General features: G+C 72.5%; 20 protein-coding genes. 4 read left to right on the plus strand and 16 right to left on the minus strand.

Translation table 11 applies throughout. The features are described 5' to 3' along the window. Positions 1-11: 11 nt before the first annotated feature. The 8 genes from ACWDX7_RS21415 to ACWDX7_RS21450 form a co-directional block, all read right to left on the minus strand. Positions 12-830, minus strand: coding sequence for a TrmH family RNA methyltransferase (locus ACWDX7_RS21415; protein ID WP_451490649.1), 819 nt, complete (start codon positions 828-830; stop codon positions 12-14). Between the two features lie 78 nt (positions 831-908). Further along, positions 909-2,141, minus strand: a complete 1,233-nt coding sequence (gene cobA, locus ACWDX7_RS21420; protein ID WP_451490650.1) for a uroporphyrinogen-III C-methyltransferase — start codon at positions 2,139-2,141, stop codon at positions 909-911. 510 nt (positions 2,142-2,651) lie between these two features. After that, entirely contained in the window at positions 2,652-5,942 is a 3,291-nt protein-coding gene (cobT, locus tag ACWDX7_RS21425; RefSeq protein WP_451490651.1) for a nicotinate-nucleotide--dimethylbenzimidazole phosphoribosyltransferase, read from the minus strand. A 259-nt stretch (positions 5,943-6,201) separates the two neighbouring features. Continuing rightward, a complete protein-coding gene (gene cbiE, locus ACWDX7_RS21430) occupies positions 6,202-7,410 on the minus strand; it encodes a precorrin-6y C5,15-methyltransferase (decarboxylating) subunit CbiE (RefSeq protein ID WP_451490652.1) in 1,209 nt (402 codons plus the stop codon). Positions 7,411-7,510: 100 nt separating this feature from the next. Continuing rightward, the gene (locus ACWDX7_RS21435) at positions 7,511-8,203 is read right to left on the minus strand and encodes a GNAT family N-acetyltransferase (RefSeq protein ID WP_451490653.1); all 693 of its coding nucleotides are present in this window, start codon (positions 8,201-8,203) and stop codon (positions 7,511-7,513) included. A gap of 233 nt (positions 8,204-8,436) precedes the next feature. After that, complete coding sequence (locus ACWDX7_RS21440) at positions 8,437-9,300, minus strand: MetQ/NlpA family ABC transporter substrate-binding protein (RefSeq protein ID WP_451490654.1); 864 nt, start codon at positions 9,298-9,300, stop codon at positions 8,437-8,439. Between the two features lie 156 nt (positions 9,301-9,456). Further along, the gene (locus ACWDX7_RS21445) at positions 9,457-10,125 is read right to left on the minus strand and encodes a methionine ABC transporter permease (protein WP_451490655.1); all 669 of its coding nucleotides are present in this window, start codon (positions 10,123-10,125) and stop codon (positions 9,457-9,459) included. Further along, positions 10,122-11,201, minus strand: coding sequence for a methionine ABC transporter ATP-binding protein (locus ACWDX7_RS21450; RefSeq protein ID WP_451490656.1), 1,080 nt, complete (start codon positions 11,199-11,201; stop codon positions 10,122-10,124). Before ACWDX7_RS21450 ends, ACWDX7_RS21445 begins: the two co-directional genes overlap by 4 nt. 529 nt (positions 11,202-11,730) lie before the next feature. On the opposite strand from ACWDX7_RS21450, the gene ACWDX7_RS21455 reads away from it, so the two are divergent. After that, positions 11,731-12,099: a hypothetical protein gene (locus tag ACWDX7_RS21455; RefSeq protein WP_451490657.1), complete on the plus strand. Its 369-nt coding sequence runs from the start codon at positions 11,731-11,733 to the stop codon at positions 12,097-12,099. After that, the gene (locus tag ACWDX7_RS21460) at positions 12,092-12,505 is read left to right on the plus strand and encodes a hypothetical protein (protein ID WP_451490658.1); all 414 of its coding nucleotides are present in this window, start codon (positions 12,092-12,094) and stop codon (positions 12,503-12,505) included. Before ACWDX7_RS21455 ends, ACWDX7_RS21460 begins: the two co-directional genes overlap by 8 nt. A 57-nt stretch (positions 12,506-12,562) precedes the next feature. Here ACWDX7_RS21460 and ACWDX7_RS21465 read toward each other — a convergent pair whose 3' ends face one another. From ACWDX7_RS21465 to ACWDX7_RS21475, 3 genes are all read right to left on the minus strand, one after another. Then, positions 12,563-13,075, minus strand: a complete 513-nt coding sequence (locus ACWDX7_RS21465; RefSeq protein ID WP_451490659.1) for a GNAT family N-acetyltransferase — start codon at positions 13,073-13,075, stop codon at positions 12,563-12,565. A 37-nt stretch (positions 13,076-13,112) separates the two neighbouring features. After that, positions 13,113-13,703 carry an RNA polymerase sigma factor gene (locus ACWDX7_RS21470; protein WP_451490660.1) on the minus strand — a complete coding sequence of 197 codons (591 nt, stop codon included), beginning with the start codon at positions 13,701-13,703 and terminating at the stop codon, positions 13,113-13,115. Positions 13,704-13,776: 73 nt separating this feature from the next. Continuing rightward, positions 13,777-14,955 (minus strand): glycerophosphodiester phosphodiesterase, encoded by a 1,179-nt coding sequence (locus tag ACWDX7_RS21475; RefSeq protein WP_451490661.1) that lies wholly within the window; start codon positions 14,953-14,955, stop codon positions 13,777-13,779. A gap of 311 nt (positions 14,956-15,266) precedes the next feature. Here ACWDX7_RS21475 and ACWDX7_RS21480 point away from each other — a divergent pair, with 311 nt between their 5' ends. Further along, positions 15,267-15,899 (plus strand): lysophospholipid acyltransferase family protein, encoded by a 633-nt coding sequence (locus ACWDX7_RS21480; RefSeq protein WP_451490662.1) that lies wholly within the window; start codon positions 15,267-15,269, stop codon positions 15,897-15,899. 39 nt (positions 15,900-15,938) lie between these two features. Here the strand turns inward: ACWDX7_RS21480 and ACWDX7_RS21485 are convergent, their stop codons facing one another. From ACWDX7_RS21485 to argH, 4 genes are all read right to left on the minus strand, one after another. After that, a complete protein-coding gene (locus tag ACWDX7_RS21485) occupies positions 15,939-17,417 on the minus strand; it encodes a membrane-associated oxidoreductase (RefSeq protein ID WP_451490733.1) in 1,479 nt (492 codons plus the stop codon). A gap of 69 nt (positions 17,418-17,486) precedes the next feature. After that, positions 17,487-19,031: an MFS transporter gene (locus ACWDX7_RS21490; RefSeq protein ID WP_451490663.1), complete on the minus strand. Its 1,545-nt coding sequence runs from the start codon at positions 19,029-19,031 to the stop codon at positions 17,487-17,489. Beyond that, positions 19,031-19,579 carry a TetR/AcrR family transcriptional regulator gene (locus ACWDX7_RS21495; protein ID WP_451490664.1) on the minus strand — a complete coding sequence of 183 codons (549 nt, stop codon included), beginning with the start codon at positions 19,577-19,579 and terminating at the stop codon, positions 19,031-19,033. Before ACWDX7_RS21495 ends, ACWDX7_RS21490 begins: the two co-directional genes overlap by 1 nt. 158 nt (positions 19,580-19,737) lie before the next feature. Further along, positions 19,738-21,165 (minus strand): argininosuccinate lyase, encoded by a 1,428-nt coding sequence (gene argH / locus ACWDX7_RS21500; RefSeq protein WP_451490665.1) that lies wholly within the window; start codon positions 21,163-21,165, stop codon positions 19,738-19,740. A 247-nt stretch (positions 21,166-21,412) separates the two neighbouring features. Between argH and ACWDX7_RS21505 the strand changes: the two genes are divergently transcribed. Further along, positions 21,413-22,108, plus strand: a complete 696-nt coding sequence (locus ACWDX7_RS21505; RefSeq protein ID WP_451490734.1) for a L,D-transpeptidase family protein — start codon at positions 21,413-21,415, stop codon at positions 22,106-22,108. A 208-nt stretch (positions 22,109-22,316) separates the two neighbouring features. On the opposite strand, the gene ACWDX7_RS21510 is transcribed toward ACWDX7_RS21505, so the two are convergent. After that, entirely contained in the window at positions 22,317-22,853 is a 537-nt protein-coding gene (locus ACWDX7_RS21510; protein ID WP_451490666.1) for an arginine repressor, read from the minus strand. Positions 22,854-22,859: the final 6 nt, after the last annotated feature.

Below are 22,859 nucleotides of genomic sequence, written 5' to 3' on the forward strand. Positions count from 1 at the left end.
GGCGACGGGCCCTAGCCGGCTTCGCGGTTCTGCGCCACCGCGTAGAAGGCGACCGCGGCGGCCGCGCCCACGTTCAGCGAGTCGACGCCGTGCGCCATGGGGATCCGTACCCACTCGTCGGCCGCGACCAGTGCTTGCGTCGACAGGCCGTCACCCTCGGCTCCGAGCATCAGGGCGACCCGTTCCAGGGAGTGCGGCGCCGCCACGTCGATCGGCGAGGCCTTCTGGTGCGGGGTCAGGGCGAGCAGCTTGAAGCCCGCCTCGCGGACGGAGTCCAGGCCCTTGGGCCAGGCGTCCAGCCGGGCGTACGGGACGGAGAACACCGCGCCCATGGAAACTTTCACCGAGCGGCGGTAGAGCGGGTCCGCGCAGTCCGGCGACAGCAGCACCGCGTCCATGCCGAGGGCGGCGGCGCTGCGGAAGATGGCGCCGATGTTGGTGTGGTCGTTGACCGCCTCCATGATGACCACGCGGCGCGTGGACGCGAGGAGTTCCTCGGCCGTCGGCAGCGGCTTGCGCTGCATGGAGGCGAGGGCGCCGCGGTGCACGTGGTAGCCGGTGACGCGCTCGGCGAGCTCCGGGCTCACGGCGTAGACCGGCGCCGGGAGTTCCTCGATGACGTCGCGCATGACGTCGACCCACTTCGCGGAGAGCAGCATCGAGCGCATCTCGTACCCGGCGTCCTTGGCGCGTCTGATGACCTTCTCGCCCTCGGCGATGAACAGCCCCTCCGCGGGCTCGCGGCGGCGCCGCAGCTCCACGTCGGTCAGACCCGTGTAGTCGCGCAGGCGCGGGTCGTCCGGGTCTTCGACGGTGATGAGATCGGCCACGGGGTGATACTGCCTTGTCCTGGGTGTGGTGCCAACGGGTGTCAACGGGTGCCAACGGCCTTGTCGGCCGCCGGTGTTTCAGACGCCGGTCGTGCGGGGTGCCGCGTTGACCCTGACGACCTCGCCGATGACGATGACCGCGGGCGGGCGGACTTCGTGCGCGCGGACCGTCTCGCCGACCGTGGCGAGCGTGGCGTCCACGCGGCGCTGGGCGGCGGTGGTGCCCTCCTGGACGACGGCGACCGGGGTGTCCGGCGAACGGCCGTGGCGGACCAGGGCGTCGGCGATCGAGCCGATCTTGTCGACGCCCATGAGGATCACCAGAGTTCCGGTGAGCTTGGCGAGAGAGGCCCAGTCCACGAGCGAACGCGGGTCGTCGGGGCCGACGTGACCGCTGACGACGGTGAACTCGTGGGCCACGCCCCGGTGGGTGACCGGGATGCCGACGGCGCCGGGCACGGAGATCGAGCTGGAGATGCCGGGGACGACCGTGCACGGGATGCCCGCCTCGGCGAGGGCCTGGAGCTCTTCCATGCCGCGGCCGAAGACGTACGGGTCCCCGCCCTTGAGCCGGACCACGGCCTTTCCGGCCTTGGCGTGCTCGATCAGCGCGTTGTTGATGGCCTCCTGGGCCATGAACCGGCCGTACGGGATCTTCGCGGCGTCGATGACCTCGACGTGCGGCGGCAGCTCGTCCAGCAGGTCGCGGGGGCCCAGCCGGTCGGCGATGACGACATCGGCCTCGGCGAGGAGGCGACGGCCGCGGACGGTGATCAGGTCGGGGTCGCCGGGGCCGCCGCCGACGAGGGAGACACCGGGGGTGTGGGCGCGGCGGTGGGCCGGCGCGGTGAGGGTTCCCTCGCGCAGGCCTTCCACGATGGCGTCACGGACGGCGGCGGAGCGGCGCGGATCGTTGCCCGTGAGCACGGCGACGGTCACGCCCTCGCTGCGGCCCGTCGCGGGGGTCCAGGCGGTGGCGGCGGAGGCGTCGTCGGCGCGCACGCACCAGACCCGCTCGCGCTCGGCCTCGGCCGAGGCACGCTCGTTGTCCTCGCGGTTCTGGGTGGCGATCAGCGCGTACCAGGCTCCGGCCAGGTCGCCGTCCTGGTAGCGGCGGCGCTCCCAGCGGATCTCGCCGGTCTCCGCCATGGCGTCCACGGAGGGGGTGGCGGAGGGAGAGATCAGCAGGACGTCGGCGCCGGCCGCGATGAGCGCGGGCAGTCGGCGCTGGGCGACCTGGCCTCCGCCGATCACGACGACACGGCGGCCGGCCAGGCGGAGTCCTACGGGGTAGGCGGGGGTGTCGGCCATGGCGGTTGCGGCTCCTGGTGCGGCGAGGGGGGCCGCTGCGACGCTGGAGCGGCTGGGTTGACGTGCGGTTTCCGTGTCCGGGTCCACGATACGACCCGGGGGGCCGCGGGTCCGCGCGGGGCGGCGGTTCCCCGCCGGGGTCACCGCCCCGGTCCCCGCGCCTCAAACGCCGGTGGGGCTGGAAGATCTCGCCGCTCAGCCTCTCGGAAGGCGGCGGCTCCCCGGACGGGGCGAGGAGGTGCCGGGCGGCGACTGCCCGTAGGGGACCCGGCCGCCGGGGCCACCTCCCGGTCCCGACGCCTCAATCGCCGGCGAGGCTGGAAGATCTCTCGGCTCCGGCCCGGAAGGCGGCGGCCCGGCCGGGGGGAGGCGCGGGACCCGACCACCGGGGTAGCCGCCGCGGCGCCCTGCGCCTCAAACGCCGGCGGGGCTGGAAGATCTCGCCGCTCAGCCCCCGGAAGGCGGCGGCGCTGCCCGGCCCGGGCAGTCACCGTCCCCGGCGCCGGGGGGCTATTTTTCTGTGACTCCCGCCGAGTCGAAGGTGGCTACCTCGTGCATCGCGCGGGCCGCGCTCTGGACCAGGGGGAGGGCCAGGAGGGCGCCCGTGCCCTCGCCGAGGCGGAGGTCCAGGTCCACGAGGGGGCGCAGGCCGAGCTTGTTCAGCGCCGCGACATGGCCCGGTTCCGCGCTGCGGTGGCCCGCGATGCAGGCCGACAGGGACTCGGGGGCGATGGCCCGGGCCACCAGGGCGGCCGCTCCGGCGCTGACGCCGTCCAGGATCACCGGGGTGCGCAGCGAGGCCCCGCCGAGGAGGAGGCCGACGATCGCCGCGTGCTCCAGGCCGCCGATCGCGGCGAGTACGCCGACCGGGTCCGCCGGGTCCGGCTGGTGCAACTCCAGAGCGCGGCGCACGACCTCGACCTTGCGGGCGTGGGTCTCGTCGTTGATGCCCGTGCCGCGTCCGGTGACCTCCGCCGGGTCCACTCCGGTGAAGACGGAGATCAGCGCCGCGGACACCGTGGTGTTCGCGATGCCCATCTCACCGGTGAGCAGGGCCTTGTTGCCCGCAGCGATCAGATCACGGGCCGTTTCGATGCCCACCTCGATCGCCGCGACCGCTTCCTCGCGCGTCATCGCGGGGCCCACGGACAGGTCCGCCGTGCCGGGGCGGACCTTGCGCGGGAGCAGGCCCGGGGTGGCGGGGAGGTCCCCGGCCACGCCCACGTCGATCACGCAGACCTCGGCACCGACCTGGTTGGCGAAGGCGTTGCAGACCGCCCCGCCGCCCAGGAAGTTGGCCACCATCTGCGTGGTGACCTCCTGCGGCCACGGTGTGACGCCCTGGGCGTGCACCCCGTGGTCACCGGCGAAGATGGCGACGGCGGCGGGTTCGGGGATCGGCGGCGGGCAGACCCGGGAGAGGCCCGACAGCTGCGCCGAGATGATTTCGAGCATGCCGAGGGCCCCGGCGGGCTTGGTCATGCGCTTCTGCCGCTCCCACGCCTCGCCGAGCGCCTTCGCGTCGAGCGGACGGATGCTGGCGACCGTCTCCGAGAGCAGGTCGTGCGGCTCCTCGCCGGGCAGCGCCCGGCGGCCGTACGTCTCCTCGTGCACGACCCAGGCCAGCGGCCGGCGCTGGGACCAGCCGGCCTGGGCCAGCTCGGGCTCCTCCGGGAACTCGTCCACGTAGCCGACGCACAGGTAGGCGACGACCTCCAGGTGCTCCGGCAGGCCGAGCTCGCGGACCATCTCGCGCTCGTCGAAGAAGCTGACCCAGCCGACGCCGAGGCCTTCGGCGCGGGCGGCGAGCCAGAGGTTCTCGACGGCGAGCGCCGAGGAGTACGGGGCCATCTGCGGCTGGGTGTGCCGGCCGAGGGTGTGGCGGCCGCCACGGGTGGGGTCGGCGGTGACGACGATGTTCACCGGGGTGTCGAGGATGGCCTCGATCTTGAGTTCCTTGAACTGCTTCGCCCGGCCCTTGGGCAGCGATTTCGCGTAGGCCTCGCGCTGGCGCTGGGCGAGCTCGTGCATCGTGCGGCGGGTCTCGGCCGAGCGGATGACGACGAAGTCCCAGGGCTGGGAGTGGCCGACGCTGGGCGCGGTGTGGGCGGCCTCCAGGACGCGCAGGAGCACCTCGTGCGGGATCGGGTCGGTACGGAAGCCCTTGCGGATGTCCCGGCGCTCGCGCATGACGCGCAGGACGGCCTCGCGCTCGGCGTCGTCGTAGCCCGGAGCCGGGTCGCCTGCGGCGGGCTCGGCCGGGGTGGGCTCCGCTTCGGCGACCGGCGGCTGCGCCGCGGCGGGCTCGGCTGCGGCGGCGGCCGGCACGGCGTCGGCTGCTTGGAGCGCGGCGGGCGCGGCTTCGGCATCGGCGGCCGGGGCGACCTCGGCGGCGGGGGGCTCAGCATCGGCGGCGTCGGACGGTTCAGCGTCGGCGGCGACGGGAGCGGCCGGGGCGGCTTCGGCTTCGGCGGGCTGCGCGGGGGCGGGTTCGGCAGCGGAGGGCTCGGCCTCCACCGCGGCCGGGGCGGCTTCGGCGGCGGCCGGCTCGGCCTCCACCGCGGCCGGGGCGGGCTCGGCTTCGGCTACGGCGGGCTCAACCTCCGCCTGCACCGCGGCGGGTTCGGGCGCGGCCGGCTCGGCGGGGACCGGCTCCGCCGACGCGGCTTCGGCGGCCTGTGCGGGGGCCGGCTCCGCCGGGGTTTCGGGCGCGGCCGGTACGAGATCCGGCGCGGCGGCAGGCTCGGGCTCGGGCTGCGGGGCCTCAGCCACCGTTTCCTCGGGGGCGGGCGGCGCCTGCGCCTCCGGGGCCTCCGTGATCTCCGGCTCAACGGGGGCGGCTTCCGCCACCGGCTCGGCCGGGGCCTCTACGGCATCCGCCGGCTGCAGCTCAGGTTCGGCGGCGACGGCCGGGGCTACCGGCTCCGGCGCGGCCACCGGCTCGGCCACCGGCTCGGGCTGCGGGACCTCGGCAGCCTCGGGGGCCTCGGCGGCCGGCTCCCCGGGCTGCTCGACCGCGGCCTCGGGGACAGCCACCGGCTCCGGCGCCCACGGCGCTCCGGCCTGCGGCGGGATCTCGCCCGGCTGCTGCGCGGGGGCGGCCGCGGCCTCGGCGCGGGGGACGTCCAGGTACTCCGGCCCGGTGGTCGGCGGACCGGCCTGGCGGACCGCAACCGGCGCGGCCGGAGCGGCCATCGACGGGGCTGCGGGGGCGGGGGCCGCGGCCGGGCCGCGGTCCGCGAGCGACCGTACGACTCCGCCGGTGCCCTCCGGTACGGGCGGACCCATGTGCAGGGGGCGCCGGGCCGGGGTCACGGGCGCGGCCGGCGCCATCTGCGGCGGGACCACCAGGCCGCCGAGGTCGAGCGCGCCGGAGTCCCGGCCGCCCGCCTCGTGCGCGCCCGCGCTGTACGTGGTGTCGGGGAAGGAGGGCTGCGTGAAACCGGGGTACGCGGGCTGTTCGGCGTACGAAGGCTGCGCGTGGGCGGGCTCTGCGTAGACCGGCGGCTGGGAGGCGTCGCCGTACGAAGCGCCGCCGTAGGACGAGTCGCCGTAGGAGGGGTCGACGGGGAAGGCGGGCGCCGGCGGGACGATCTGCGGGTCGCTCCACGCGCCTTGGCCGCTCGGCATCAGCAGCAGCTCTTCGTCCTCGGGCCCGGCCGGGTCGTCCACGAGGTCCTGGAAGGCGTAGCCGCCCGGACCGGCCGGCTGCGGCTGGACCGGAGCGGGGACGGCCTGCTGATCCACCATGCCCGCACTGTCCGGGAGTCCCTCGCCCGGGACCTGGCCGGTGTCAGTCATGCGTACCCCTCGCCCATCGGTGTTGCCTCTACGATCGCCCGGCGCCCACGTGACCAACGAGCGGGGTCGTCGTGCGGCACGTAAGCCTCACGTACGCCTGCGCGACAACCAGTAAGCATTGTCGCGCCCGTTCGCCATCGTGGCGGCCATAACCGCCACGGTCCGCTGTGTACTGCGCCACGTCGCGCGTCCGGGCGGCGCCGCCGCCCGAATCGTCCTGGGCAGTACGACGATCGGCCAGCCTACCCCGGCCTCCCCCTCAGCGGGGCACAGGGCGTCCGGCGGCCAACAGGAAGACGACGGAGCGGTCCTGTTCCGTCCAAGTGCGGGTGTCGAGGCCCACGGACTGGAGCAGCGCGCATTCGACCGCGTAGCCGTGTTCGGTGAGCGCGCGGCCGACGGCCTCCGCTTCGTCGCGCGTGGAGGCGTGGCTGACGATCCGTTCGGGGCGGCGGGATGCGACGGCCGCGACGACCTCGGGGCCCCCGCCGCCGACGCGGACGACGTCGGGTTCGGGAAGGTCTTCCAGTACGTGCGGCGCCCGCCCGGCGACGACCTGGACTTGTACGCCCCGGTTGCGTGCGGCGGCGGTTACGCGCTCGCAGGCCTGCGGGTCGGCGTCGACCGCGATGACGGCGGCGCCGAAGGCCGCGGCGTCCACGGCGAGGGCGCCGGAGCCGGCCCCGATGTCCCAGACGAGGTCGCCGATGCGCGGGCCGAGCCGGGCGAGCTGCGCGGCCCGCAGCTGCGCGGTCTGCCCTTCTCCTACGTCGGCCTGCGGCCTCGCCCAGCCGCGTGCGGCCCCCTGGGCCGGGCCCTGGCCGAGCAGCCAGCCCGGTTCGGCGGCCGGGGCCTGGCCGGCGCCGGCGCCGCCGATGACGATGACGACGTTCGGGTCGCGCCAGCTGTGGTCGGCGGCCTTGTCCGAGGTGAGGACGGTGACCTGCTCCTTGTCGGTGCCCAGTTCCTCGCAGATGACGAAGGTGCGGTGGACCGGGCCGAGGAGCAGCGCGAGTTCGGCGGGGCCGGCGCCGGGGGAGGTGAGGACGGCGACCTTGGCGTGGGCCCGGCAGACGTTCACGGCGCGGCGCAGGGTGCGCGGGTGTGCGACGACGACCTGGGCGTCGTCCCAGGGCATGCCGGCCCGGGCGAAGGCGGCGGCGACGGAGGAGACGGCCGGGACGACCTCCACCTCCAGGCCGTGTTCCGGGGCGCGCAGGGTGCGTACGACGCCGAAGAAGCCCGGGTCGCCGTCGGCGAAGACGACGGCGGAGCCGCGGTGGGCGGCGATGTGGCGGGCGGCGAGGCCGAGGCTGCCGAGGCGGACGCGTTCGGCGGAGGGCGGGACCTCGGGAAGCGCGAGATGGTGCGCGGCTCCGGCCACCAGCGTGGCGGCGGAGAGCGCGGACCGGGCGGCCGCGGTCAGGGGCGAGCCGTCCCAGCCGATCACCGTGACCCGGTCGGCCATCGTCGTCAGTCTCCTGGGGTGGGGGCGGGCGAAGCTTCGTCGAGAGGGTCGGGCACGGTGAGACTACCTGGTCATCGCGGTGGGGGGACGGTGGGAGCGATCAGTTCCAGTCGGCTCCGACGGCGTACCCGTTGGCGTCGGCCCGCTGCCCGATGCCGTAACCGTAGCCGTCCTTGTCCTCGTAGCCGCCGTAGCCGCCGTAGCCATCGCCGTCTTCGAGGTCCTCGGGGACCAGGCTCCAGACGATGAGGTCGGTACGGGTGTCGGTCCAGGTGCCGTCGGCCGTCTGGGTGCGCACTATCCACGCGTTGCGGAGCACGCCCTCGCTGATGCAGCCGATCTTCTGGGCTACCTGCTGGGAGGCGGTGTTGTCGGCGGGGGTGCGCAGTTCCAGCCGTTCGAAACGCTGGTCGCGGAAGAGCCATTCGGCGACGGCGAGGACGGATTCGCTGGCGTATCCCTCACCGCGGGCCCAGGGGGCGGTGACGTAACCGACTTCGGTGGCGCGGGTGCGCCAGTTGGTGTTCTGGAGGTGGACGATGCCGACCAGGCGCTGGGTGAGGAACTCGGTGACGGCGAAGACGATGCCGCGGCCCTCGGTGCGCTCGGCGTGGGAGTGCAGGGTGGCCCAGCCGTGCGCGTCGGCGCGGGTGTAGGGGTGCGGCACGGAGGTCCAGGCGGTGACGTGCTCGTCGTTCATCATCTCGGTGAGCGCGGTGACGTCGTCTTCCTCGAAGGGGCGCAGCACCAGCCGGTCCGTGCTGATGGTGACGTCCGGGAAGGTGGTAGTCATGCGCAGCTCCATGCCTGAGACCGTGGTGCGGCCGTCGTGCGACCGTGTTGCGTTACGACCGTGATGCCTTACGACGGCGGTGCGGGACCGTTTGTGCGGGCCGTAGGCCACAGCATGCAGCATGGGCCGGGGGATGTGCAGGGCCGGGTTGCCCGGGAGCGGGCAGAGCTCGGCCCCGCGCGCCGAGGTGCGGCGCGCGGGGCCGGAAGGGCCTCCGGGGGGAGGCCGGTGGCTCAGGAGGCAGGGGTGGTGAAGGCCGGGGTGACCGAGCCCTGGTACTTCTCCTCGATGAACTTCTTGACCTGGTCGGAGTTGAGCAGCTTGGCCAGCTTCTGGATCCGCGGGTCGTTCTGGTTGCCGTCCTTGACCGCGAGGAAGTTGGCGTACGGGTTGCCCTCGGCCTTCTCCAGGGCCAGCGCGTCCTTGGCGGGCGCGAGGCCGGCCTCGATGGCGTAGTTGCCGTTGATGACGGCGGCGTCCACGTCGCTGAGGGCGCGCGGGACCGTGGCGGCCTCCAGCTCCTTGAACTCCAGGCCCTTCTTGTCGGTGATGTCGGACAGCTTGGCGCTGGTGCCGACACCTTCCTTGAGGGTGATCAGGTTGTTCGCGGCGAGCAGCTGGAGTGCGCGGCCCTCGTTGGTGGTGTCGTTGGGGACGGCGATGGTGTGGCCGGCCTTGATGTCGGAGAGGGCCTTGACCTTCTTGGAGTAGAGGCCGAGGGGTTCCAGGTGGACGTCCGCGACGGGCACGATGTGCGTGCCGTTCTTCTTGTTGAAGTCGTCGAGGTACGGCTTGTGCTGGAAGTAGTTGCCGGTGACCTGACCCTGCTCGGTGGCGGTGTTCGGCAGGACGTAGTCCGTGAACTCCTTGACCTCCAGTTTGAGGCCCGCGCCCGCCGCCAGCTCGTCCTTGACGAAGTTCAGGATGTCGGCGTGCGGGCTCGGGGAGGCGGCGATGACGAGCGGCTTGCTCTCGTCGTTCTTGCCGCCGTCCGCCTGGGTGGAGGACGGGTCCGAGGAGCTGCCGCAGGCGGTGAGGGCGAGGGCGAGCGCCGAAGCGGTGGTGGCCAGAGCGGTGAGCTTGATGTTCTTACGCACGAAGAGTGCCTTTCTTGCTGCAAGTACCGAGGACTTGCGGGTGGTGGTGGCCCGAGCACGACAAGTGCGGGCTCTCTGAAGGGGAAAGTCTGGTTCCGCGCCCGTGGCCGCCGCGGTCAGGGCGGTCAGGCGGTCCGGGTCAGGGCGGTCAGGCGGTCAGCCGGTCCGGCCGCGGCGGGCGAGCAGGCGGACCACGCCGTCGCCCAGCAGCTGGATCACCGTGACGATGGCGATCAGGACGACGACGGTGGCGACCATGAAGCCGGTCTCGAAGCGCTGGAAGCCGTAGGTGATGGCCTTGGAGCCGAGCCCTTCGCCGCCGACGGCGCCCGCCATGGCGGAGTAGCCGACCAGGGTGATGACGGTGGTGGTCACGCCGGCGACGAGGGACGGCAGCGCCTGCGGGAGGAGCACCTTGCCGACCAGGGTGGGGATGCCTCCGCCCATGGACTCGACGGCCTCGATCAGGCCGTGGTCCACCTCGCGGACGGCGGTCTCGACCAGGCGGGCGAAGAAGGGGATGGCACCGATGGAGAGCGGGACGATCATGGCGGTGGGGCCGATGAAGGTACCGACGACCGCGGTGGTGACGGGGATCAGGAAGATCAGCAGGATGATGAACGGCAGCGAACGGCCGATGTTCACGATCACGCCGAGGACCTTGTTGAGCGGCCGGTTCCGCAGGAGGCCGCCCTGGTCGGTGAGGACCAGCAGGATGCCGAGGGGCAGTCCGCCGAGGACGGTCACCAGCGTGGACCACAGCACCATGTAGAGAGTGTCGTAGGTGCCCTGGGTGAGCAGGGGATGCATCTCGGACCAGGTCACTTGGCACCATCCTTGACCAGTGCGGCGAGTTCCGCGTCGGCGTCCCCGCCGGTGCGGGGGTCGGGGTCGAAGTCGGCGTCGACGAGGTCGACCTGGAGGCCCTGCTCGCGCAGGAAGCCCACGGGTACGACGTTGTCCTCGTAGCGGCCCGGCAGCTCCATCCGCATCCGCCCGATCTGCCGCCCGGAGACGGTGTCCATCGCCGCGCCGAGGATGGAGATGTCGATGTTGTACGTCCGCGAGAGCTGCGAGATGACCGGCTGGGCGGCGGCGTCGCCGTGGAAGGTGACGTCGACCACCGTGCGGTCGGGGCCGGTGGCGGCGCCCGTGACGGGGAAGAGTTCACCGGCGAGCTCGGAGCCGGGGGTGGCGAGCAGCTCGGCGACCGTGCCGGACTCGATGATCCGGCCGTTCTTCATGAGGGCGGCCGAGTCGCAGACCGACTTGACCACGTCCATCTCGTGCGTGATGAGCAGCACGGTCAGGCCGAGCTGCTGGTTGAGGTCGCGCAGCAGCTGGAGGATGGAGCGGGTGGTCTCGGGGTCGAGGGCGCTGGTGGCCTCGTCCGACAGCAGGACCTTGGGGTCGCCGGCCAGGGCGCGGGCGATGCCGACGCGCTGCTTCTGGCCGCCGGAGAGCTGGGTGGGGTAGGCCTTGGCCTTGTCGGCGAGGCCCACGAGGTCGAGCAGTTCCAGCGCCTTGCGGGAGCGCTCGCGGCCGCGGACGCCGAGGATCTCCAGGGGCAGTTCGACATTGCCCTGGACGGTGCGCGAGGACAGCAGGTTGAAGTGCTGGAAGACCATGCCGATGCGGCTGCGGGCCTCCCGCAGTTCCTTGCCGGCGCGGCGGCCGCGGCCCGCGAGCGCGGTGAGGTCGGTGCCGTCGACGCGCACGGTGCCGGTGGTGGGGCGCTCCAGCAGGTTCACGCAGCGGATCAGGGAGGACTTGCCGGCGCCGCTCTGGCCGATGACTCCGTAGACCTCGCCCTCGCGGACGTGGAGATCGACGCCGTCCAGGGCGGTGACCTCACGGCCACGGGACTGGTAGACCTTCGTGAGGCCCGTTGTGGTGATCACAGGATTTCCGTCGCTGTCGAGTGCACGGCGAAGCAGGTGCCGGGCACGGGGCAAACATCTGGGGACGCGGTACGGGCCGGGCCATCACGGATCGACGGCGCTGGCGCGTGCGGGGGCGAGGGGCGTCCGCGCTGGTGAACAGCTGGTGGCGGACGGGCTCGGCCGGTCTCGCTTCGGGGCGCGAGGCTCAGGAAGGGGCCCTCAGAAGGCGCACATTCGACACATGCGACGAGCACCGGGCGTCATCGTCGCCTCGGTCGCAAGGGTGCGGCTGCTCGTCGTGGTCATGGGCCCAAGTAAAGCAGATCCATCCCGTGACCGATCAAAACTGTCCGCATAGCGGACGGATACCGGTCACCTAGTGGACGGAAATCAACGGCCCGCCGCCTCCCCGCCCGGCTCGGCCGGGGGCGCCTGGTGGCCCGCCCGTGGTCCCTTGTAGTCAAGACCACACACCGGGCGGGGGCCGCCGCCCGTGGGCGGGTGGGGTGCGCGCATCGGGTCTTTCGGCGCGTAATACCCTCGCTGCATGCTCGACGCCCTGACGGTCGCCATCGGCGTGGCCGCACTCGCCCTCGCCGCCTGGTGCGGACATGCCGCCTGGCGGGACCAGTCGACCAAGGACTGGCACTTCATCGGCATGGCCGTGGTGACCGTGCTGGTCCTGGCCCAGCTGGTGACCGGACTGGTCAAACTGGCCGCGGGTGAGAAGCCCGACGAAGGCGCGGTGATCTTCGTCGCGTACCTGCTGGGCGCCTTCGCCGCGGTCCCCGCCGCCGGGCTGCTCTCGCTCACCGAGCGCACCAAGTGGGGTTCGGTGACGGTCGCCGCGAGCGCGGTCGTCCTCGCCGTCCTCGAAGTACGCCTCTACGACATCTGGGGAACCCCCGGTGCCTGATACGACCTCCACCCCCGCCGGGCGCAAGCGGCTGGTGTCCGGGCCCGGACTGCTGCTGGTGTGGCTGTACGGGGTGATGGTGGTCGGCGCCGTCTCCCGCTCGGCCTACCAGATCTCCACCGAGTACGACCGGGCCCCGCTGGCGTACTCGCTGTCGGCGGCGGCCGCGCTGGCCTACGCCTTCATCACGTACTCGCTGGTGCGCGGCGGGGAGACGGCCCGGAAGGCGGCGCTGGTGTGCTGCGCCGCCGAGCTGGCCGGGGTACTGGTCGTGGGCACCTGGACCGTGCTGAGGCCCGAGGCGTTTCCGGACGCGACCGTGTGGTCGCGGTTCGGGATGGGCTACCTGTTCATCCCGGTGATCCTGCCGGTCACCGGGATGCTCTGGCTGCGCAGGAACCGCTGACCCCCGTGGCCGGATCCGGATCCGGGGCCGGATCCGGGGCCTGGGCCGCGGCCGGAACTACGCGCTGACCGCGAAGTCCGTGGGTGCGGGGTCCTTGGTCTCCTTCTCCAGGACCACCAGCCGCACGCCGTCGCATGCGGTGCGGCCACCGACCGTGATGTAGCCCGCCTTGCGGTAGAGCCGCAGGTTCGATTCGCTCTTGTGCCCGGTGTGCAGGCGGAAGCGGGTCGTGGCGCCGTCGCCGGCGAGGGCCTCCTCGACGGCGCGCAGCAGTCGGGCCCCGAGGCCGTGACCCTGCAGGCGCGGGTGGACGCAGAGCTTGGCGATCTTGCCGGTGCCGTCCTCGTCCACGCTGCCGCGCACGGTGCCGACGATCTCGTCGCCGAGCCGGGCCACGAGTACGGTGTCCGCCGCGAGCTCCGCCTTCAGCGAGTCCAGGGACTGGGTGAGCGGCTGGATGCGGTAGTTGCCGTAGAGCTCGGCCTCGCGCTGGAAGGCCAGGTACTGGAGTTTGAAGATCTGCTCAGCGTCCTCGGCAGCCGCCGCCGAAATGGTCACGCTCATGCCCATCTGCGTATGCCTTCCGCTCACCTGGTAGCCCGTTGGTCTACCGCTCCTTTCCCCATGGGCCAGGAGCCGCAACCTCTGCAGCCAGCATTCTGCGCAGACATCCCAGGCATCGGGAACGGACGGGCCCTAAACTTCCTTGTGAGATACCCAACTCTCCTGCGATTTCACGGTAGGTGAGGTCTCTTGGCGAAAGAAGTGCCTTCATGAGCTCGGGACAGCGTCCGGGCAGTCGGGCGACCGCCGAACGCAGGACCCGGTTCCGCTCCCCGTGCAGCAGGGCGTCCTCCGGCTCGCTGCCCGCGTCCGTCGGCGCCCCGGCGTCGTAGGCGAGCTCGCGTCGTGCGCGGCGCCGGGCGATGCGGGCCTCGGCGCGTACCGCCCGGCGCAGCCAGCGGGCCGGTTCCGCCGGGTCGGCGGGGCCGGAGGCGTCGCCGGCACCGGAGGCACCGGCGGAATCAGAGGGATCAGGGGAATCGAGGGCGTGGCGGTCGCGTTCCAGCAGCCTCACCCAGACGGCTTGTTCCAGGTCGGCCGCGTCCATTCCGGCGCCCGGCGCCTCGGCGGCGGCCTCGGCGGAGAGCAGCGGGCCGAGTCGGTTCAGGAGGTCGGGGTCCTTCAGCAGGTCCATGCCGGGCGGGACGCGAAGGCCGGGCCCGGCGGTTTCCCCGCCGGGCCCGGCCCACTCGTACGAGAAGCTCCGGTCAGCGGTTGACGGGGCGCCGGCCGGGGCGGAAGGCCTCCGCGGCGAGCAGTGCCGTGTCCGGGTTGTCGCTGAAGATCCCGTCGATGCCCTGCTCGAAATAGGTCCGCAGGGCGCCGAACACATCGCCGTACACGGCCGGGTCCGTGCCCTTGCGGTACTCGGCCGGCAGGAAGCTGTTCTCGTTGCGCGCGGTGTAGGGGTGCAGCACCAGCCCGCGCGCGTGGGCGTCCTTCACCAGGGTGGTGGGCGTGCCGAGGCGGCCCGCCGCGTCACGCGGGATGACGAGGTTGAGGGTCGGGCCGATGCCCTGGGCGAAGCCCGCGATCCACTTCAGGCCCTCCGGCTTGACCAGGTCCGCGACCGTGCGCGGGTCCTTGGCCAGCTCGAAGTCCCAGGGGCGGGTGTCGGCGTCGGAGAGCAGGACCACCCGCGGCACGGAGACCAGCCGGGCGAGCCGCTGCATGCTGGAGGGCTCGAAGGACTGGAGGAAGAGGGCCGCGTCGCGGCCGTCGCGCCGGTGGCGGCGCAGCAGCTTGGCGAGGGGCTCCTCCAGGCCGAGGCCGAGGGCGCGGAAGTAGCTGGGGTGCTTGGTCTCGACGTGCAGCCAGACCCGCTTGCCGCGCCGCTTGCCCTCGCGGTCGGCCCAGCGCAGCACCTCTTCGAAGGTCGGCACCGCCCACCGGCCGTCGTAGAGCGTGTTGCGGGGGCGCAGGGCGGGGATACGTTCCTTCGCCCGCAGCGTCTTCAGCTCGGCGAGGGTGAAGTCCTCGGTGAACCAGCCGGTGACCGGGACTCCGTCGACGGACTTGGTGGTGTGCCGGGCGGCGAACTCGGGGTGCTCGGCGACGTCGGTGGTGCCGCCGATCTCGTTCTCGTGCCGGCAGACGAGGTGGCCGTCCTTGGTGGGCACCAGGTCCTGCTCGATGACGTCGGCGCCCATGTCCAGGGCGAGTTGGTAGGAGCCGAGGGTGTGCTCGGGCCGGTATCCGCTGGCGCCGCGGTGGCCGACCACCGTGGGGAAGGGGAGGTCCCGGTACCCGCCGCCGTGGCCGTCGCCATGGCCGGCGTCGGGGACCGACGCGGCGGCGGGTCCCGCCGAGAGTCCCGCCACGGCTCCGCCCGCCGCGAGCACGGCTGCTCCGAGAACCGTGCGCCGCGCTGCGCCACCCTGTGTCATCAATGCCACTCCTCGTTCTGAACGGGCCCGGGCACCCGGGATCTCTGCTGTCCCGGCGTCCGCGGCCCGTGATCGGCCCGGCGATCGTAGGCAGCGGGCGGTGTCCGGGAGGTGGGGACGGGCCGAACATGGCGCAAACGCGTGTCAACACTGCGTTTCGATGTGTGAACCCGATGTGCGCTCCGACCTGACCCGCGAGTATCGTCCTCACCTGCACTACCGCCGTGTGGTGGGTGCGCGAGCCGCTTTTCGATGCCGGAGGGCCCACGTTGTTCCGTACTGCGCTCATCAAAGCCACTGTCGGACCCGTCATGCGCCTGATGTTCCGCACCCGCGTGGAGGGCATCGAGAACATCCCGGGGTCCGGTCCGGTGATTTTGGCGGGCAACCACCTCACCTTCATCGACTCCATGATCCTGCCGCTGGTGTGCGACCGCACGGTCCACTTCATCGGCAAGGACGAGTACGTGACGGGCAAGGGGTTCAAGGGCCGCCTGATGGCCTGGTTCTTCACCGGCTCCGGCATGATCCCCGTCGACCGGGACGGCGCCAACGGCGGGGTCGCGGCCCTGATGACCGGCCGCCGGATCCTCGAAGAGGGCAAGATCTTCGGCATCTACCCGGAGGGCACCCGCTCCCCCGACGGCCGGCTCTACCGGGGCCGCACCGGCATCGCCCGCCTGACCCTGATGACCGGCGCCCCGGTGGTGCCGTTCGCCATGATCGGCACCGACAAGCTCCAGCCGGGCGGCGCCGGCATGCCGCGCCCGGGCCGGGTCACCGTCCGCTTCGGCGAGCCGATGGAGTTCTCCCGTTACGACGGCATGGACCGCGACCGCTACGTGCTGCGCGCCGTCACCGACTCGGTGATGGCCGAGGTCATGCGGCTGTCGGGCCAGGAGTACGTCGACATGTACGCCACCAAGGCCAAGGAAGCGGCGTAGTCCTCACGGCCGCGCCCCGCAGCGGCGGGTGTCAGCCGGTCACTGTCGACGCAGTGACCGGCTGACACCCGCCGCCGTCGTGGTGGCGAGGATCCATCCGGTCACGATCAGCAGGTACGACAGCCACTGGTACCAGCCGCTCGGCGCGAAGGCCGCCTCCTGGCCGAAGCCGATGATCGGCAGCATCAGGTCGAGCGTGTAGAAGAGCGGGTTGAAGTCCGGCGCCTCCCCCGCCTTGAGGGGGCGCGGCGGACGGATCCCGAAGGCGATCGTCCCGGTCAGCAGCAGCGCCGCCAGCCAGCCCGCGGCGCGCAGCGGCCGGAAGCCGTAGCCCACGGTGGCGTCCTGGAGCAGCCCCCACGGGCGCGTGTGCCGGGGCAGGGTCCGCCGGTGCCGGCGCAGCTTGGCGAGCTGTACGGTCCGGGCGGCCGCCTCGTCGCCCGCCGTACGGTAGGCCGCGGCGAGCTGCTCGTAGGCGTACGGGAGGTAGCCGGACTCCTCTCGCTCCAGCGCCGGCAGCCGCTCCTCGGCGGGCAGGTGGGGGGCGAGGGTGCGGTAGGTCAGTCCGTCGATGCGGATGCGGTCGGGCCAGGTCTCGGGCGGCACGTGCAGCAGGTCGAACTGCGAGCGCCGCAGGTTCACCGTGCCCTGGAGCCGCTCGCAGGAGCGCAGCCACACCTCGCCGATCACCGAGCTGGAGGCGCGCAGGGCGACTCCGCCGGGGTTGACGAGCCGGGCGTAGGCCAGGTTGAGCTGGCCGGGGATACGGGAGCCGGTGAGGTTGATCCGGCCCCGGGCCTCCAGCCGCATCGCCCGCAGGTCGGTGCCGACGCTGAGGGTCTCCGCGTGCAGGGCGGTGCCTTCGGGAGCGAGGAGGCGGGCGTCGTCGAGGTTGATCTGGCCGCCGACGGTGGCCCCGTTGAGGCGTGTCTGTCCGTGCACGGTCAGTCCGAAGGCGATGACGTCGGTGCCGAGGGTGGCGTGGTTGAGCTGGAGCGGCGGTTCCTGGGCCGTGTCGGCGGCGCGGTCCGGGTTCCCGAGGACCGCGTCCTGGAGGAAGAGGCCGCCGGATATCTGCGCTCCGGCGAGGCGGACCGGCCCGGTGATACGGCAGCACGTCATCCGGAGCACCACCTCGACGCGCAGGGTGGCGGCGGTCAGGCCCGGCAGGAAGGACTCGGTCAGGACGAGGGCGCGCAACCGGGCCCCGTACAGGCCCGGTTTGTGTTCGAACCAGCAGGCTCGCATCCGCATCGGGGCCTCGATGGCGGCGTACTTCAGGTCGAGCCTGCCGGTGATCTTGGCGCCCTTGATCTTGAGACCGGCGACCTGGCCGGGCACGGTGGGGCTGTTGACCAGGAGGGCTCGGAGCACGTCGGCGCGGACGGTCCGCTCGGGGCCCCACGAGGCGCCGTCCGCCGGGTCCTCGTCACGGCCCTGCCGGAAGTCGACACCGTAGCCGTGCGGGAAGGCCTCCCATACACGGCGTTCCGCCGGGGTCAGATCGGTGAACTCCATCGCCCGGATGGTGTCCCGCACATGATCGTACTGTCAACTACGTGCGGGACACCGGCCTTTGTCACGGCGTCAGTGCTCGATCCCGTCCTGGAGCCGCTGTCCCTTCAGCAGGTACCAGGCGGCGACGGCGGTGGCCAGCAGCACGGCCGCGCCGACCCCCGAGGCGAGCCGCAGCCCGTCCACGAAGGCCTCCTGGGCGGCGCCCACCATCTGCGCGGCGGTGTGCGGATCCAGCGTCTTGGCCGCCTCGACGGCCCCGCCCAGTGATTCGTGCGCGGCCTCCTTCACGGGCGCGGGCACCGCGGCCGGGGCGGCGAAGCCCTGGTAGACGCCGGTGACGATGGAGCCGAGCAGGGCGATGCCGAGGGCGGCGCCGAGTTCGTACGCCGTCTCGGAGACGGCGGAGGCCGAACCGGCCTGCTCCTTGGGCACGCTGGAGAGGATGACGTCGGCGGTGACGGTGAAGGAGAAGCCGGCGCCGAGGCCGACGACGAGCAGCGCGGCGCCGAGCAGCGGGTAGCCGCTCTCCTTGTGGATCACGGTGAGGGTGGCCAGGGCCAGGCCGATGGCGGCGAGGCCGCCGGCGACGAGGGAGCGTACGGAGTACTTGCGGGCGTACTTGCCCGCGACCAGACCGGTGGCCACCGCGCCGATGGCGGCGGGCAGTTCGGCGAGGCCCGCCTCCAGCGGCTGGCGGCCCTGGACGAGCTGGAGGAACTGGGAGAGGAAGAAGACCAGCCCGGAGAGGCCGAAGACCGTCAGCAGGTCGGCGAGGACGGCGCCGGAGAAGCCGCGGTGCTTGAAGAGCCGCATGTCGAGCAGCGGAGCGGGCAGCGTGAACTGGCGGCGTACGAAGGTGTACAGCGCGCCCGCGCCCAGGACGGCCGCGGTCCAGGCCTCCCAGGACAGGCCGTGGGTGGCGAGTTCCTTGACGGCGTAGACCACGCCGATGACGCCCACGAGGGAGAGGCCGACGCTGAGCAGGTCCCAGGGGCCGGAGACCGGGTTCTTGGACTCCGGCAGCAGCTTGATGCCGACGAGGACCAGTACGGCCATCACGGGGAGGTTGATGAGGAAGACCGAACCCCAGTAGAAGTGCTGGAGCAGGGCTCCGCCGACGACCGGGCCGACGGCCGCGCCGGCGGAGGCGGTGGCGCCCCAGATGCCGATGGCGAGGCTGCGCTCCCTCGGGTCGTGGAAGATGTTCCGGATCAGCGCGAGGGTGGACGGCATGAGGGTCGCGCCGGCCACGCCGAGCAGGGCCCGGGCGACGATCATCATCTCGGGGCTGGTCGCGTAGGCGTTCAGGACCGAGACGGCGCCGAAGGCGGTGGCGCCGACCAGGAGCAGCTTCTTGCGGCCGATGCGGTCGCCGAGGGAGCCCATGGAGACGAGCAGGCCGGCGATGACGAAGGAGTAGATGTCGCCGATCCACAGCAGCTGGGTGCCGGACGGCTTGAGGTCCTCGCTGAGGGAGGGCGTCGCGAGGCCGAGTACGGTGGCGTCCACCGCGACCAGCAGGACGGCCAGGACCAGCACGGAGAGCGCGAGCCAGCGCCCGGGACTCCTGCCCTCCGTCCCCTTCGGCCGGCTCGGCTGTTCGGTACGGCTCATCACTTCACACTCCGTCTTGCGCCACCCAGCAGCAGCTCGGTGATCATGTACTGAAAGTCCTTGGCGGCGACCCGGCCGTCCATGACGGACCAGGCGCAGGCGCCGATGAGGCCGTAGAGGGCCTCGGTGAGCCAGGCGGGGCTCAGGTCGATCCGGATGTCGCCCTCTTCCTGGCCGCGCCGGAAGAGGGCGCTGACGCGGGCGTCGAGCCGGGCCCATCCTTCGTTGACCTGGTCGCCCTCGAAGAGCTGGTTCTCGGTGACGAGGAAGGCGAGCAGCGGCGCGTTGGGCTCGGCCTGGGCGACGAGGCGCCTGAGCGCTTCGACGGCCGTGCCCTCGCCCAGGCGGGCCTTGTCGAACGCCGCCTCGAACTCGCGGATCCCCATCTCTTCCAGCGCCCGTACGAGAGCGTCGCGCCCGGCGAAGTGCCGGTGCAGGGTCGCCCGCCCAATCCCGGCAGACCGGGCGACCTCGTCCATCGTCGCGGTCGACTTGCGGGAGAGCAGGGCGGCCGCATCACGGAGCACCTGGTCACGATCCATTACCATGAGACAACCATACCCCGAATGAGACGTTGCTGTCTCATTCGGGGTCTCGTCGCGCCCTCTGAGTACGGGGGGGGAACGACGAAGGGGCGGCCGGAGCGGGGGCTCCGGCCGCCCCTTCGGGCGTCGTGCGTTAAGCGTTATGCCTTATGCGTTAGGCGTTACTGCTTGTGGGCCGCCCAAGCGTGCTGGATGACCAGGTCCGCCTTGAGCTCCGTCAGCTGGACCGCGACCGCCGACGGTGCGGTGCCGCCGCGGCCGCTCCGCGAGGCGAGCGCGCCCTTGACGTTGAGCACGGTGCGGACCTCGGGGGTCAGGTGCTCCGAGATCTTCGCGAACTGCGCGTCGGTCAGCTGGTCGAGCTCGATGCCCTCGCTCTCGCAGACCTTGACGCACTCGCCGGCGACCTCGTGCGCGACCCGGAACGGAACGCCCTGCTTGACCAGCCACTCCGCGATGTCCGTGGCGAGGGAGAACCCGGCCGGAGCCAGCTCCTCCATCCGCTCCCGGTTGACCGTGAGGGTCGCCATCATGCCGGTGAAGGCCGGCAGCAGCACCTCCAGGGTGTCGCAGGAGTCGAAGACCGGCTCCTTGTCCTCCTGGAGGTCCCGGTTGTAGGCCAGGGGCAGCGCCTTGAGGGTCGCGAGCAGGCCCGTGAGGTTGCCGATGAGGCGGCCGGACTTGCCGCGCGCCAGCTCCGCGATGTCCGGGTTCTTCTTCTGCGGCATGATCGAAGAACCGGTCGAGAAGGCGTCGTGCAGGGTCACGAAGGAGAACTCCTTCGTGTTCCAGATGATGATCTCCTCCGCGATCCGGGACAGGTTGATCCCGATCATCGCGGTGATGAAGGCGAACTCGGCGACGAAGTCACGCGAGGCCGTGCCGTCGATGGAGTTGCCGACCGAGCCGCGTTCGAAGCCCAGGTCGGCGGCGACCGCCTCCGGGTCCAGGCCCAGCGAGGAACCGGCCAGCGCGCCCGAGCCGTACGGGGAGACCGCGGTCCGGGTGTCCCACTGCCGCAGCCGCTCCGCGTCCCGCGACAGCGCCTGTACGTGGGCCAGTACGTGGTGGGCGAAGAGCACCGGCTGCGCGTGCTGGAGGTGCGTGCGGCCCGGCATGGCCACGTCCGCGTGGGTCTCTGCGAGGCCGACCAGCGCGTCCTGGAGATCGGCGATCAGAGCGCCGATGATCCGGGCGTGGTCGCGCAGGTACATCCGGAACAGCGTGGCCACCTGGTCGTTGCGGGACCGGCCGGCCCGCAGCTTGCCGCCGAGATCGGCGCCGAGCCGCTCCAGCAGGCCGCGCTCCAGCGCCGTGTGCACGTCCTCGTCGGCGATGGTGCCGGTGAAGGAGCCGTCCGCCACGTCCGCTTCGAGCTGGTCGAGGCCGGCGGTCATGCGGTCGTGCTCCTCGGCCGTGAGCAGCCCCGCCTTGTGGAGCACCCGTGCGTGGGCGCGGGACCCCGCGATGTCGTACGGGGCCAGCCGCCAGTCGAAGTGGACCGACGCGGACAGCTTCGCGAGGGCCTCGGCGGGACCGTCGGCGAAGCGGCCGCCCCAGAGCCGGACGTCACTCTTGTTGCTGCTCACAGCTACTGCTCCTCAAGGACTGCATGGCTTCGGATGCGCGACGGCCTCCCCGGCGCGGAGGCGACGCGGAGGCCGGTACCGCGGGGGATCGATCGGACGCAGGCATAACTATGCATTGCTCCGTATGTTTCGTCAATCGATGCCCGGTAGCGCTCCCCCGGCCGGGCGAAGCAAACACCTCGGACGGGTCCGCGTCGGCCTGCCCGCACCGCCGCCGCCCCTCGCGCCCCGTACCGTCCGACCTGTGCTGCGCATCGCTCTGGTCACCGGCTCACTGATCGTCACCGTCCTGCTGCCGCAAGGCGTCCACCCCTCTCCCCCGCTGCCCGCCCGGCTCGCCGATACCGGTGGCGGCAGCCAGCTGATCACCGCCGTCGCGCCCGCCCCCGGGTCCACGACCGGGCGGGTGACCTGGTGGGACCGGCGGGCGGGGCGCTGGTACGAGGCCGGGAGCGCGGCGGCCCGCTTCGGGGCGAACGGCCTGACGGAGGGAGCGACCCGTGCGCAGGGCACCAGTACGACCCCGACGGGCCTGTACGACCTCCCGTACGCCTTCGGGATCCGGCGGGCGCCGGCCGGGACGGCGTACGGCTACCGGCGGGTGACCGGCGGCTCGTGGTGGTGCCAGGACAACGCCTCGGGCAGCTACAACCGCTGGGTGGAGCCGCTGCCGGCGGACTGCGCGCCGGGCGAGGCCGAGCACCTGGTGACCTACGCGTCCCAGTACGCCCACGCGCTGGTCATCGGCTTCAACTACGCGCGGCCCGTACACGGCCGCGGCGCGGGGATCTTCCTGCACGTCAACGGCAAGGGGGCGACGGCCGGCTGCGTATCTGTACCGGAGCGGGCGATGCGGGAGATCCTGCGCTGGGCGAACCCCCGGCGCCGCCCGCACATCGCGATCGGCACCGAATCCGGGGCCCTGGCCGTCACGCGGTACTAGGTTCTGTCCGGGCGGTCTTCGTGGATCAGGCCGCGTCGTCTGGTGCGGTGCATCGCAAGGCGGAGGGGCGCAGCTCGTACGTGGCCGTACTCGCGCGCTCCGACAACGCAGGGAGGCGCCGTGACAGGCAGCGCGGACCCGCGGAGATCGCCCGGACAGGGCCTGGGCCCTGTCCGGTCAGCAGCGTTCACACGGCTGATGGGCGGGCTCAGGTCTCCTTCTGCGCCAGGCGCAGCAGGTGGTCGGCCAGGGCCTGGCCGCCCGCCGGGTCGCGGCTGATCAGCATCAGGGTGTCGTCGCCGGCGATCGTGCCGAGGATCTCCTGGAGCTCGGCCTGGTCGATCGCCGAGGCGAGGAACTGCGCCGCACCGGGCGGGGTGCGCAGGACCACCAGGTTCGCGGAGGCCTCCGCAGAGATCAGCAGCTCCCCGGAGAGGCGCCGCATGCGCTCCTCCTTCGCGGACTCGCCGAGCGGCGCCTGGGGGGTGCGGAAGCCGCCCTCGCTGGGCACCGCGTAGATCAGCTCGCCACCGGTATTGCGGATCTTCACCGCGCCCAGCTCGTCCAGGTCCCGGCTGAGGGTCGCCTGGGTGACGCTCAGCCCGTCGTCGGCGAGCAGCTTGGCCAGCTGGCTCTGGGAGCGGACCGGCTGCCGGTTGAGGATGTCCACGATCCGGCGGTGGCGCGCGGTACGGGTCTGGGGGACGGCCTGGCCGCCGTGCTCGTTGTCCTGCGCCTGGCTCATCGTCGT

It is taken from the genome of Streptomyces sp. NPDC003034, from assembly GCF_053591375.1.